Origin of the sequence: Bacillus sp. FSL R12-0074, from assembly GCF_038005725.1 — a bacterium.
Classification (GTDB): Bacteria; Bacillota; Bacilli; order Bacillales; family Bacillaceae_G; genus Bacillus_A; species Bacillus_A mycoides.
Genome location: NZ_JBBOTR010000001.1, coordinates 5225343 through 5239024 on the forward strand (window position 1 = coordinate 5225343; position 13682 = coordinate 5239024).

Below are 13682 nucleotides of genomic sequence, written 5' to 3' on the forward strand. Positions count from 1 at the left end.
TGCTTGTATTAATGAGGGGCTGAAAAAGATGGATCAAACTATGAATCCAAAACTTAAAAAATATAAACGTCTTTTCTTCACCGTAATGTTTTCTTGTGTTCTTTTTTTCGTTTTTTCCTTTTTTATTATCATTATAGCTGCAAAAATTATGGGGCCTCCCCCTGTTGCAGTGCCGCAAACGAGTGTCTTTTACGCTAATGATGACACCGTTATAGGACAAAGTAATGAAACACAAAAGCGCTATAATGTATCTCTTGATGAAATTTCTCCTTATGTAAAAGAGGCAACACTATCTATTGAAGATCAACGATTCTACAAACATCATGGATTTGATATAAAGCGCATTGTTGGTGCCATTGTTGCCGATTTAAAAGCAATGGCAAAAGTACAAGGTGCTAGTACTATTACACAACAGTACGCTCGTAACCTATACTTAGATCATGATAAAACATGGAAGCGTAAACTATTAGAGGCAATGTATACCGTTCGCCTTGAAGTGAACTATAATAAAAATCATATTTTAGAAGGATATTTAAATACAATTTATTACGGGCATGGTGCTTACGGAATCGAAGCTGCTTCTCGCCTGTATTTCGATAAAACTGCAAAAGAATTAACATTAGCAGAAGCTAGTATGCTCGCAGGCATTCCGAAAGGACCTAGCTTCTACTCTCCCTTTTTAAAAGAGGAGCGTGCTAAAGGGCGTCAATCTCTCATACTAGATGAAATGGTAGAACAAGGTTATATTACAAAACAGCAAGCTACCTCGGCAAAAAAGGAACCGCTAACTTTCGCCTCATTAGATACGAAAAAAGTGGCAGAGGTCGCGCCTTATTTCCAAGATGCTGTACAAGCTTCTCTTCTTCGTGATATCGGATTAGATGAGCAAGCCTTACAGCGAGGTGGCTTACGTATTTATACAACGCTAGACCCTAAATTACAATCTGTAGCAGAGCGAGCTGTAAAAAATCATATACCTGAAACAACAAACATCCAAACTGCCCTCGTCTCTATGAATCCAAAAACGGGTGAAGTGGCTGCCCTTGTTGGAGGAACTGATTATAATACGAGTCAATTTAACAGAGCTACACAAGCCGCTCGTCAGCCTGGCTCTACATTTAAGCCATTCCTATATTACGCAGCCTTAGAACGAGGATTCACCCCTGCTACGCGCTTGAAAAGCGAATACACTGTATTCACTTTAGGTGATGGTGTTTCCAAATATAAACCGAAAAATTATAAAAACTATTATGCAGACGACTTTGTGACAATGGCACAAGCACTCGCTGTTTCTGATAACGTATATGCTGTGAAGACAAATCTATTTTTAGGCGAAGACATTCTTACAAAAACAGCGAAGCAATTCGGTATTACTAGCGCATTAAAAGATGTTCCGTCTCTTGCTCTCGGCACATCTCCTGTAAAACCAATTGAAATGGTCAATGCTTATAGCATGTTTGCAAACGGCGGGAAAGAAGTAAAACCAATCTTTATAAGGCGCATCGTTGATCATGAAGGAAATATGCTATACGATGCTCATTTAGAAAGTAAACAAGTTCTAGATAAAAGCAAAGCCTTTGTGATGGAAGAAATGATGGCAGGGATGTTTAATAAAAAACTAAGCAGTTATGCCGCTGTGACCGGTCAATCGATGTTATCCAAACTATCAAGAACATATGCTGGAAAGTCTGGTTCTACAGAAACTGATAGTTGGATGATTGGATTTACCCCACAACTTGTAACAGGGGTTTGGATTGGATACGATCAACCTAAATCCATTTCAAACGTAGCAGAACAAGGATACGCAAAAAAAATATGGACCGATACAATGGAAAAAGGATTAGATGGACAGCCTAAACAAGAGTTCAAACAACCAGCAGATGTTGTTGCAGTCGATGTTAATCCTGAAAACGGTAAGATTGCTACAAAAAATTGTCCCATTTCTGTGAAAATGTATTTCGCAAAAGGTACAGAGCCAACAGAGTATTGTATGGATCACGTTGATGATAAGGAAGAGTTCGAAAAGGTTAGTGAAGAGAAGAAAAAGACGGGTTGGTGGAAAAAATATCTCCCGTGGTAAAAAAATAGCTGACGGAAATCCGTCAGCTATTTTTATTCGCCTAATAATGCGTGGCGCAATTCTTCACTAGATTCGTTCCAAATTGCTTCATTATGCTCTTTTAAGAATGTACCAAGTACTTTTTTAGATGATTCATCCATATGATCAATCATGATGTGACGCTTTAGTGATTTATCCATTTTATTTACATGCTCTGGAAGTGATTTATATCCGCGGCGAATTTCACGGTCTACTGTCATTTCACAGGCTGTTGCACCTGCGTAATAAGCACCGTTTGGTGTTCTTTCAATTGTTACCCAAACGAGCCAAAACGGTTTTCCGTTTGGAACTTCATCTTTATTTGTTAAAAACTTAATTCCTTTTTCTACTGTACTACGCGCATGCATCGCACCGATATCAACGAACGCAGTTTTCTCTAATACATCAACAAATACAGGAGAAATATTTTCTAAACTTAATGCCCCAACGCCAAAACCACCATGTCCATCTGTTGAATCATTTTTCACGATATTAAAACCGATTTTTTTCTTTTTCTCTGTCATATGTAAACTCCTCCTCGCTTAATGATTAAAAAAGCCTGAAAATAGGCGCAATGATATTTTGTAAAAATACTAATACATATGGAATAACAACATTGAAAATAGGTTGAATTGTGTAATTGCTAAGCGGTGTAATAACAAGAATTAATAACGCAATTGATCCATACTTTTCATACTGTGTCATTTTCGCACGAATATTTGCTGGTGCTAAATCTTCCACAACGCGATAACCATCAAGTGGCGGGATTGGTAATAAATTAAATACAAGTAAAACAATATTAAGCATAATAAAAATTTGGAAAAATTGATCCAGCGTATCTGCTACTGCAATTGGCATCGCATCTAACACACCAAATGTTATTAAGCTATACCAAATAATTAAACCAATTGCACTTAAGATAAGATTACTTATCGGTCCCGCAATAGAAACTAATATTCCTGCAAGACGCGGTCTTTTAAAGTTATATGGGTTAACAGGCACGGGTCTTGCCCAACCGAATCCAAGAATTAATACAGCAATCATACCGATAGGATCTAAATGAGCCATCGGTGATAACGTTAAACGTCCTTGCTTTTTCGCTGTATCGTCTCCAAATTTATATGCAACATACGCATGTGCAAATTCATGCACAGATAGCGCAATAATAATCGCCATTGCTACCAATGGAATTTGTTGCAATGGGTATCTAAATAACTGATCCATAACTCATCTCCTCTTCAATATGTCAAAAAAAGAAATTATTTGTTTTTCCGATTGTTCTTCCTCATAATCCGCTATAATAAGAGTGTAACTTACATAAAAGGAGCGATTATATATGCCATACGTAACAGTGAAAATGCTAGAAGGACGCACAGAAGAACAAAAGAAAGCTCTTGCTGAGAAAGTAACAGCAGCAGTAAGCGAAACAACTGGTGCTCCTGAAGAAAACATCGTTGTTTTCATCGAAGAAATGTCTAAAAACCATTATGCAGTTGGCGGAAAACGCTTAAGCGACAAATAATTTCAAGTTTTTTCATAAGAAGCAGCTCTTAGCTGCTTCTTATTTCTTTCCTTCTAACAACTCGATAATTCTCTCTTTATATTTTCCTTTTCTTCCATCTTCATAGATTAAATCATGCGGATAGAATAGCTTTTGATCCGTTCGCTTCTTACCTGTAATCGCCTCAACAATATCCGATTCACGCGAAAGCTCTCTAAGTTCCCCGTTCGGCATAAGAAGTAAGATTGGCAGACGCTCTTCTTCTTCTCCTGCGCGGTAAAAGTCATACGGTAAATCCGATGTTGAATCAACAACTAAATAATACTCTGGGTCTAGTCCAATTTTTTTAAATAAGCTACTTAGCTCCATCCAATTATCTAAACCGTGCTTATCTGTAAACTCTACATATTTAAATAGATTTCGATTCATAAAACGGCGGCATAAGTCACTTAAAATCGGATCTTCTTCGTCTTGCCATACTTGGAAGTAATAATACATTACGTTCTCGTCTAACTTTAAATAATCCTCTACTGTTACTTCTTCTTCAAATAAAGAATAGAAATGAACAGGATGATTTTTAAACGCATAATACTTCTCATGCAACGATTTAGCTCGGTGTAAAATCTTCGTTAAAATTACTTCTGCACTACGTGTTACCGGATGAAAATATACTTGCCAATACATTTGATAACGGCTCATAATATAATGCTCTACAGCATGCATACCACTATTTTTAATGACCACTTGATTACCGTACGGGCGCATGACACGCAGTATACGTTCCATATCAAAGTTCCCATACTTTACACCAGTAAAATATGCATCTCTTAATAAATAATCCATACGATCGGCATCAATTTGGCTCGAAATCATACTAATCGCTAATTTATTAGTAGATGTTTTCGCAATTACATCTGCTACCTTTTGCGGGAAATCCTTATCCACACGGCTTAACACACGATTAATTTCCGTATCACCAACGATAATCTTTTGCGTAAATTTCTCATGATCTAACGAAAATACTTTTTCAAACGAGTGAGAAAATGGGCCGTGACCGACATCATGAAGTAATGACGCACATAAACATAACAATCTATCTTCAGCATTCCAGTTCGGTCTGCCATCAAACACATCATCAATCATACGACGAATAATTTCATATACACCTAACGAATGAGTAAAGCGACTATGCTCTGCACCGTGAAATGTAAAAAATGTCGTACCAAGCTGCTTAATACGGCGCAAGCGTTGAAATTCTTTCGTTCCGATTAAATCCCAAATAACGCGATCACGCACGTGTACATATTTATGTACTGGGTCTTTAAACACTTTTGTTTCGCTGAGTTTGTCGTTTAAATATACCACTTTCCGACATCCCCCTTTCTTTACTGCATTCTTACTATATATTATAAACGATATAGGAAACAGAAAGAAATGAAAGACTATATTAATTCCTGTTATATGAAGAAAAATCACCTTTACCAAAGCAAAGGTGATTTTTCTTCATATATTATTTTCCTAAAATGAACTCAGTAACTTCGTCTAGGATCATTTCTTTACCTAGTGGGAAGTATCCTTTGTTTACATCTTCATTACTGATTGTAAATACATGGTTGTTTTTAACAGCGTTCATATTTTTCCAAATTGATTCTTCTTGGAATTCTTTTAGACGCTGAGAACCGTCACCAGTTGTAAATACGAATAAGTAATCTGGGTTGTAATCAATTAAAGCTTCTTTTTGTATTTGTACTAACGGTTTATCAGTTGGTGTACCTTTAACTGCTGGTAATTTTAAATCACCAAAGATTACGCTACCGTAACCGTAGTCACCGTATACACGGAATGCATTTGGATATGCAGCCATTTTCATGAATGTTGCATCGCCAGTTTTAGCAACGATTTTGTCATGTAATTTGCTTGCTTTTTCATCATACTTTTTGAACCATTCTTTTGTTTCTTTCTCTTTACCGAAGATTTGACCTACTTCTTCGAATTTTGGACGCCATTGGTCTAATGGAGTTTTTAACATAACTGTTGGTGCAATTTTAGATAATTGATCATAAATCTTTTCTTGACGATTGTTTACAATAATTAAATCTGGTTTTGCAGCAGCCACTGCTTCGATGTTAATTTTATCGCCCCACGCAGAACCAACCGGTTTTACATCTTTCAATTTCTTCTCAATATGTGAATCAATTTTTTCTTGTGTTGTATTTGCAGTAATAATCGGTTTCATACCGAAAATTAATAATTCTTCTGTTGAACCACTAAGGTCAGCAATTTTCTTTGGATTTGCAGGAATTTTAATTTCCCCTTTTGCGTGTTGTACAGTGCGCTCTTCAGTTTTCGCATCTGCTTTCTTTTCTTCTTCTTTGTTAGAACAAGCTGCAAATAGTACAGAAGTAACAACTAGTACCATTGCTAATAGTGCCATTTTAAAATTCTTCATATTCCGACTCCTTCTAGCTGTATTTCTCTTATAATTTGCATGTAACTATAAGAAACGAAACAACATTTAATTAATATATTTTTATTAATTGTTGTTTATAACCCGTTCTAACGGGCGTTCAACTTCCCATCCGTGGGTAAGAAGCTCAACGTCCATTAGAACTCCCCCTCTCACCTCTTTAAGAGGGGGAAATTCTATTAATTATGCTTTTTTACGCAATTGATTATTAATCATCGCTAAATCGTATGTTAAACAAATTGGTTTACAGTTTACTGGACATGGAACGATTTGCGCTTCAATCTCAAATACGTTACGAAGTGTTTCACTCGTCATAACTTCATCTGGCGTTCCTTGTTTCATTAACTTACCTGCTTTTAATGCAATCATATGATCAGAGAAACGAGAAGCATGATTTAAATCGTGAATAACCATAACAATCGTTCTGCCTTCTTCTTTGTTTAACTTCTTCAGTAAGTTTAATATCTCAAGTTGATGAGCCATATCTAAGTATGTTGTTGGTTCATCTAACACAAGTAAATCTGTTCCTTGTGCAAGAGCCATCGCAATCCATACACGTTGACGTTGACCACCTGATAAAGCTTCTGCTGGACGATTTGCGAATTCTGTCATCCCCGTCACTTCAAGTGCCCAATGAATGTAGCGGTAATCCTCTTCTTTCAATGTTCCAAATCCTTTTTGATGAGGAAAACGTCCATATGAAACAAGTTCAAACACAGTAAGGCCTGTTGGCACTTCTGCAGTTTGTGGTAAAATCGCCATTTTCTTTGCGATTTCTTTCGTTGGCTGTTTCTCAATTGCTTTTCCATCAAGATAAACAGTACCTCGTTTTGCTTTCAAAATACGAGAAGCCGTTTTTAATAATGTGGATTTCCCACAACCATTTGGTCCAATAATCGTTGTAATTTGTCCTTCCGGAATTTCAACTGTTAATCCATCTATAATTAACCCTTCATTATACCCAACAGATACCGCATCAACTGCTAAAGTTGCCATACAAAAAGCCTCCCTTTATTTTGTCCTCATAAGTAAATATATGAAATATGGTGCGCCAATTACAGAAATAACAAGACCGACCGGTATTTCTGAAGTTGGTAACACACTTCTTGAAATTACATCTGCAAATAAAAGCAAGAACGTTCCTATTAATGCAGCCGTTGGTAACATAATTTGATGTTTACCACCAACAAGGCGTCTCGCTAAATGCGGAGCCATTAAACCGATAAAACCAATGCCTCCCGCCACCGCAACAGATGCACCAGCTAAACAAACTGCAATAAATAATAATTTACGTCTTTCCTTTTCTACGTTTACACCAAGGCCAACTGCTGTAGAGTCGCCTAAATTCATTACATTTAATATGTGTGCTTTACTAATGGCAAGTGGTAAGAAAATAATCATCCATGGGAGTACACTTAGTACGAACTTCCAATCTGTTCCCCATAAACTTCCTGCCAACCAAATCGTTGCAAAACGGAAGTCGTTAGATGTCATCTTCATAGAGAAAATTAAACTAACCGCACCAAATCCGGCTGCAACAGCGATACCAACAAGAATTAATCGAGTTGATGAAACACCGTCTTTCCATGCTAGTAAATAAATAATAACCGCTGCTAATATCGCACCAACTAGCGCGAAGAATGGAAGGATAAACACAGATAAAAATGTACCAGTTCCAACTTTTCCAAAGAAAAAGTAGACGAATACAACAACTGTTAATCCCGCTCCGGCGTTAATACCTATAATACCTGGATCAGCAAGTGGGTTTCGTGATAGCCCTTGCAAAATTGCACCTGACATAGCTAATGCAGAACCAACTAATATAGCAATAACCATACGCGGCATACGAAATTCAAATAAAATAACAGATTGATCTTCTGCACCCAATCCAACTAGTGACTTTAATACATCTATTGGAGGAATTTTAAATGTTCCGGTATTTAAACTTATTAAAAATACAGCAACGATTAATCCTACTAAAATCGTTAAAATAGAAATGTTCTTTTTTGTTAAGACGCTCGTCCTCACATTTTTCCTCTCCCTTCATTACGTGCTAAGTAGAGGAAGAATGGCACTCCAATTAGCGCTGTAATTGCTCCAATTGGCGTTTCAAATGGTGGATTAATAACGCGCGATAACATATCTGCACATTCAATTAATAATCCACCTAAGACTGCAGAACATGGAATAACCCATCTATAGTCTGAGCCTACAAGGAAACGAGTCATATGCGGAATTACAAGTCCAACGAATCCAACCGATCCTGCCATAGAAACCGCAGAACCTGTTAATACAAGAACAAGTACTGTTCCGATAAATTTAATTAATGTCGTATTTTGACCAAGTCCAATCGCAATTTCTTCACCAAAGCTTAAAATGGTAATATACCTCGACATCATAATTGCTATAACGAGACAAACAAGACCAATCGGTACTAACATATTAATACTTTGCCATTTCACTCCGGCAACACCGCCTGCATTCCACATACTTACCTCTTGGGCAAGGTTGAAATACAATGCAATTCCAGATGAAATTGCCCCTAATAAAGCACTAATTGCTGCACCAGCTAAAGCTAATTTCACAGGCGTTAATCCACCTGGTGAAGAAGACCCAATACCATATACAATGCTAGCTCCAAACGCAGCTCCAATAAAAGATGCGATAACGAACATTAAATAAGGTGAATTAGGGAAGAATGCATACATAATTGCAATCCCGAATACTGCACCATCTGTAATCCCCATTAACGATGGGGATGCAAGTGGATTTCGTGTCATACCTTGCATAATTGCTCCTGATACCGCTAAAAAGGCACCTGCAACTACGCCCCCTATTGCTCTAGGCATACGAAGTTCTTGAATTACGTTATGATGCGTGATAGACCCATCAAACTGAAATACAGCTTGCCAAACGGTCTTTAAACTAATATCTGCTGCACCAAACGAAATAGAAACTGCCATGCTTAAAGCTAACAAAATTGTGCCTGCTATTAAAATAATAGAAGCAACGAGCGGTCTGCTCTTAATCTCTTTAACATTCACATCTTGCTGTTCTATACTCCTTGCGCTCGCTTCCATCCCTCAACCATCCTAACCAACAACATATATTTAATAAAATGAAATTTATTCTCAAATAATAATAAAAAAATTAGGTGAATTGACCTTTTTCGTGATAATGATTATCAGAATCAGACACTTTCTATTCTACCTACCACGTCAAAAGACTGTCAACCATTATTTTGAAATACGAATTCATACAAAACGCTATCTTATGGACATAAAAAAAGAAGAGTAATCTGTTCACTCTTCTTTTTCTTACTTATTTAATTTTGCTTCAATTTTTACAATTAATTCGTCTTCTGTTGGAGCCGCAACTGGACGATTATTTACAAACGCGAATGATTTTTTACGACCAGGGCCACAGTAAGACTGACATGCAACCTCAATCGTTGCACATGAATCTACTTTTTTTAACTTCGGAATCAACGTTTTAACGTTCGTTGCCTGACAATCATCACACACACGAAATTCGTTTCCCATTATATATAACACTTCCTCTATTTTAAACTTTTCACAAGTACATTTAAAAATAAACACTAAATGGTATTTTACCGCTCTTTGAAGCTTGTTGCAAGTCTCCGGGCGTAGCTCTATTCCTATATAAAGCTACCTATTTTTTATATTTTCTCCTTCAAAAGCTTTCATCATTCATAGCCACATTTCTTCTCTTCATTGAAATCTACCATATTTTTAAAAGCTTTGTATAAAAGTTCATTTTTTTGCCCATTATAAAAATAGGAAGTTCATAAAAAGAAAGGGAGTTGAATCTATGAAAGTAAGACAAGATGCTTGGACAGACGAGGACGATTTATTACTTGCTGAAACGGTGCTTCGCCATGTTCGAGAAGGAAGTACTCAATTAAATGCTTTTGAAGAAGTAGGAGATCAGTTGAATCGCACATCTGCTGCTTGTGGTTTCCGCTGGAATGCTGTTGTTCGCTATAGCTATGAACAAGCTCTTCAACTAGCAAAAAAACATCGTAAAGATAAAATGCGTGCTGCGGGCGGTGAACAGACAAAAAAACGTTTGCTTTACACACCACCAGCTTCAGCGGCGGCGATAACTGATTATGAAGAACACGTACCGTATGAAACAGCTGTTCAATATACAGAAGCTACTCCATATCAAAAGCCGACTGTCCCTGATCCAAAAAGCTCAATAACAATGCAAGATGTTATTTACTTTTTACAAACAGTTGGATCTTCAAATATAAAAGTAACAGCTCTTGAAAACGAGAATACGAGATTGAAACAAGAAATTAAAACGCAAATCCTGCGAAATGAAGAACTAGAAAAGAAACTAGAAAAATTAGAACAACAATCTCATACTGTACAAGAGGATTACGAAACACTTATGAATATTATGAACCGTGCTCGTAAATTAGCAGTAATGGATGATGAGGAACGCTCACAAACATCTTTCCGCATGGATCGAAACGGTAACTTAGAAAAAATTGCAGAATAAAAAGGATGCATGCAATGCATCCTTTTTATTCTTTCACCTCTAAACTTCCCTTTATATATGAGAAAACCCCTTTCTACATTTTTTGCTATAATAGAGATTGTCATTTTAAAAATAAGGGGTTAGTTATATGAGCAATTCCCGTTCGATTTTATCTCAGCCAGAGTGGCGTATTGTAGATCAGTCTAGTTTAGGACCAACTTTCCATGCACTTCAGTCATTCGCAATGGATGACACGTTATGCACAAGTATTGGAAATGGTCTATCCGCTGCAACAATGCGCTCTTGGGTTCATCACAATACAATTGTTCTTGGCATTCAAGATTCACGCCTACCACATTTAGAAGAAGGTATTTCCTTTTTAAAGGAAAACGACTTCAATGTTATCGTTCGTAATTCTGGTGGACTTGCTGTCGTACTTGATGAAGGTGTTTTAAACGTATCACTTTTATTCCAAGAAACAGAAAAGGGTATCGATATCGACCTTGGATACGATACGATGTGGCATTTAATTAAGGAAATGTTAAAAGATTACGATGTTACTATCGAAGCAAAAGAAATTGTTGGTTCTTATTGTCCTGGTAGCTACGATTTGAGCATTCGCGATCAAAAATTTGCTGGTATTTCTCAGCGTCGTATTCGCGGAGGCGTTGCTGTACAAATTTACTTATGTGCGACAGGAAGCGGATCTGAGCGTGCCGCACTCGTTCGTGATTTTTACAACGTAGCAATTCAAGGAGAAGAAACGCGATTTACGTACCCTGAAATTGTACCGAGTACGATGGCTTCACTCTCTGAATTACTTGGCGAAACAATTACAGTACAAGATTTAATGATGCGCCTTTTAAAAACGTTGCAACAATTCGCTCCAAAGTTAACATCATCTCAGCTAACAGTAGATGAAGTTCCTTTATATGAGACAAATTTACAACGTATTATTGATCGTAACAATAAAGCACTTGGCTTAGAGAAATAAAAAAGACCACCCACATTTCAAAAGAAATAGGGTGGTCTTTTTTCATACTAATTCATTATAGAATTAAAGTGCTTGAGCTGCCGTAATTAAAGCTAACTTGTACACTTCTTCTTCGTTACATCCACGAGATAGGTCATTTACAGGCATGTTTAAACCTTGTAAGATTGGTCCTACTGCTTCGAAGTTACCTAAGCGTTGAGCGATTTTGTAGCCGATATTACCAGCTTCTAAGCTTGGGAATACGAATACGTTAGCATCACCTTTAATTGTAGAACCTGGAGCTTTCTTCTCAGCTACAGATGGTACGAATGCAGCATCGAATTGGAATTCTCCATCTAAAGTTAATTCAGGAGCCATTTCTTTCGCAATACGAGTTGCTTCTACAACTTTTTCTGTTTCTGGAGATTTCGCAGAACCTTTTGTAGAGAAGCTTAACATAGCAACGCGTGGGTCAATACCGAATAGTTCAGCAGTTTTCGCACTTTCGATACCAATTTCAGCTAAATCTTGGCTGTTTGGTGCAATGTTAATTGCGCAATCAGCGAATACATACTTCTCTTCTTCACGTACCATGATGAATACGCCTGAAGTTTTTGTAACGCCTGGTTTTGTTTTAATAATTTGAAGTGCTGGACGAACTGTATCAGCTGTAGAGTGAGCTGCACCACTTACTAAACCTTGTGCTTTACCCATGTATACAAGCATTGTACCGAAGTAGTTTTCGTCTTTAAGAATTTTACGAGCATCTTCTTCTGTTGCTTTACCTTTACGGCGTTCAACGAAAGATGCTACCATTGCATCCATCTCTTCGTATGTAGCTGGATCGTAAATATCAACGCCTGCTAATGTTAAGTTCATGCTAGCAGCTTTTGCGCTAATTTCTTCTTTATTACCAACTAAAATTGGTTTTACTAACTCTTCTTTTGCTAAACGCTCTGCAGCGCCTAAAATTCTTTCATCAGTTCCTTCAGGAAGTACGATAGAAATGCCTTTTCCTTGAACTTTTTCTTTTACTGCTGTAAATAAATTGCTCACGAATAAACCCTCCTACAAATGTTAAAAACTCTACCTTTAAGAATACTTCTTTTCAGCTATATTTTAAACTTATAGCTCCCAAAAAATAGATAAAATGAAAATGATTATATTTTCATAAAATTCAGCCGGAAAAATAAGCCTACTTAAGCCTTATTTTCTCCCGTTTTCCAGTAAATATAAATGTGACAGTTTTATGCGCCGAAACTTTATGTAGATGTTTTTAATCCTATATATGCTATAGTTAACGTGTAAAATATCATTAACTGAGGTGAATAGAATGAGTGAAGCAACAACAACGTTAGATGGCTGGTATTGTTTACATGATTTACGTTCTATTGATTGGGCAGCATGGAAAACATTATCTAGTGACGAACGCGGACAAGCAGTGTCTGAATTTTTAAATGTCGTTGAAAAATGGAACGAAGTAGCTACTGCAAAAAAAGGCAGTCATGCAATGTATACAGTTGTTGGTCAAAAAGCAGATATTATGCTTATGATCTTACGTCCAACAATGGAAGAGTTAAATGAAATCGAAACAGAATTAAATAAAACAACATTAGCTGAATATTTAGTTCCTGCATATTCTTACGTATCTGTTGTTGAACTAAGCAACTATCTTCCAGCTGATGAAGACCCATACCAAAACCCACAAATCTTAGCTCGCTTATATCCTGAGTTACCGAAAGCAAATCACATTTGCTTCTATCCAATGGATAAGCGTCGCCAAGGTAATGATAACTGGTATATGCTTCCTATGGATGAACGTAAGAAACTTATGTACAGCCATAGCAAAATCGGTCGCCAGTACGCAGGTAAAGTGCGCCAAGTTATTTCAGGATCAATTGGATTTGACGATTTTGAGTGGGGCGTAACATTATTTGCTGACGATGTTCTTCAATTTAAGAAACTTATATATGAAATGCGCTTCGATGAAGTAAGTGCTCGTTATGGTGAATTCGGAACATTTTTCGTTGGAAACATTTTACCAGACGAAAAGGTAGAGAAATTTTTACACATATAAATCGTAAAAAAGGAACGAATTTCGTTCCTTTTTTTATTACCCTCTATATTTCTCCTCAAA

General features: G+C 36.9%; 14 protein-coding genes. 5 read left to right on the forward strand and 9 right to left on the reverse strand.

Features of this window, described 5'->3' with window-relative positions; genetic code table 11:
* Positions 1-28: 28 nt before the first annotated feature.
* Positions 29-2080: a transglycosylase domain-containing protein gene (locus NSS97_RS27210; protein ID WP_044438425.1), complete on the forward strand. Its 2052-nt coding sequence runs from the start codon at positions 29-31 to the stop codon at positions 2078-2080.
* A 32-nt stretch (positions 2081-2112) separates the two neighbouring features.
* On the opposite strand, the gene NSS97_RS27215 is transcribed toward NSS97_RS27210, so the two are convergent.
* Together NSS97_RS27215 and NSS97_RS27220 are read right to left on the reverse strand one after the other, a co-directional pair.
* The gene (locus NSS97_RS27215) at positions 2113-2622 is read right to left on the reverse strand and encodes a YwhD family protein (RefSeq protein ID WP_002016357.1); all 510 of its coding nucleotides are present in this window, start codon (positions 2620-2622) and stop codon (positions 2113-2115) included.
* Positions 2623-2647: 25 nt separating this feature from the next.
* Positions 2648-3322: a site-2 protease family protein gene (locus NSS97_RS27220; RefSeq protein ID WP_044438423.1), complete on the reverse strand. Its 675-nt coding sequence runs from the start codon at positions 3320-3322 to the stop codon at positions 2648-2650.
* Positions 3323-3434: 112 nt separating this feature from the next.
* Between NSS97_RS27220 and NSS97_RS27225 the strand changes: the two genes are divergently transcribed.
* Positions 3435-3620, forward strand: a complete 186-nt coding sequence (locus NSS97_RS27225; protein WP_001147171.1) for a 2-hydroxymuconate tautomerase — start codon at positions 3435-3437, stop codon at positions 3618-3620.
* 39 nt (positions 3621-3659) lie between these two features.
* On the opposite strand, the gene NSS97_RS27230 is transcribed toward NSS97_RS27225, so the two are convergent.
* The 6 genes from NSS97_RS27230 to NSS97_RS27255 all read right to left on the reverse strand — a co-directional run bounded on the left by NSS97_RS27230 (position 3660) and on the right by NSS97_RS27255 (position 9608).
* Positions 3660-4964, reverse strand: a complete 1305-nt coding sequence (locus NSS97_RS27230) for an HD domain-containing protein (protein ID WP_002143908.1) — start codon at positions 4962-4964, stop codon at positions 3660-3662.
* Between the two features lie 145 nt (positions 4965-5109).
* Positions 5110-6048, reverse strand: a complete 939-nt coding sequence (locus tag NSS97_RS27235; RefSeq protein WP_002138981.1) for an ABC transporter substrate-binding protein — start codon at positions 6046-6048, stop codon at positions 5110-5112.
* A 201-nt stretch (positions 6049-6249) separates the two neighbouring features.
* Positions 6250-7062: an ABC transporter ATP-binding protein gene (locus NSS97_RS27240; RefSeq protein ID WP_002034935.1), complete on the reverse strand. Its 813-nt coding sequence runs from the start codon at positions 7060-7062 to the stop codon at positions 6250-6252.
* A gap of 15 nt (positions 7063-7077) precedes the next feature.
* Complete coding sequence (locus NSS97_RS27245; protein ID WP_044438419.1) at positions 7078-8094, reverse strand: FecCD family ABC transporter permease; 1017 nt, start codon at positions 8092-8094, stop codon at positions 7078-7080.
* The gene (locus NSS97_RS27250; RefSeq protein ID WP_002113119.1) at positions 8091-9146 is read right to left on the reverse strand and encodes a FecCD family ABC transporter permease; all 1056 of its coding nucleotides are present in this window, start codon (positions 9144-9146) and stop codon (positions 8091-8093) included. The genes NSS97_RS27245 and NSS97_RS27250 overlap by 4 nt, the downstream gene beginning before the upstream one ends.
* A 237-nt stretch (positions 9147-9383) precedes the next feature.
* On the reverse strand, positions 9384-9608 hold the full coding sequence (locus tag NSS97_RS27255) for a DUF1450 domain-containing protein (protein ID WP_000526075.1): 225 nt from the start codon (positions 9606-9608) through the stop codon (positions 9384-9386).
* A 289-nt stretch (positions 9609-9897) separates the two neighbouring features.
* Between NSS97_RS27255 and NSS97_RS27260 the strand changes: the two genes are divergently transcribed.
* Together NSS97_RS27260 and NSS97_RS27265 are read left to right on the forward strand one after the other, a co-directional pair.
* Positions 9898-10593, forward strand: a complete 696-nt coding sequence (locus NSS97_RS27260) for an RsfA family transcriptional regulator (protein WP_044438416.1) — start codon at positions 9898-9900, stop codon at positions 10591-10593.
* A 127-nt stretch (positions 10594-10720) separates the two neighbouring features.
* Entirely contained in the window at positions 10721-11566 is an 846-nt protein-coding gene (locus NSS97_RS27265) for a lipoate--protein ligase family protein (RefSeq protein ID WP_044438414.1), read from the forward strand.
* A 63-nt stretch (positions 11567-11629) separates the two neighbouring features.
* Here NSS97_RS27265 and pta read toward each other — a convergent pair whose 3' ends face one another.
* Positions 11630-12601 carry a phosphate acetyltransferase gene (gene pta / locus NSS97_RS27270; RefSeq protein ID WP_002016367.1) on the reverse strand — a complete coding sequence of 324 codons (972 nt, stop codon included), beginning with the start codon at positions 12599-12601 and terminating at the stop codon, positions 11630-11632.
* Positions 12602-12878: 277 nt separating this feature from the next.
* On the opposite strand from pta, the gene hemQ reads away from it, so the two are divergent.
* Positions 12879-13622 (forward strand): hydrogen peroxide-dependent heme synthase, encoded by a 744-nt coding sequence (hemQ, locus tag NSS97_RS27275; protein ID WP_341114522.1) that lies wholly within the window; start codon positions 12879-12881, stop codon positions 13620-13622.
* Positions 13623-13682 lie beyond the last annotated feature (60 nt).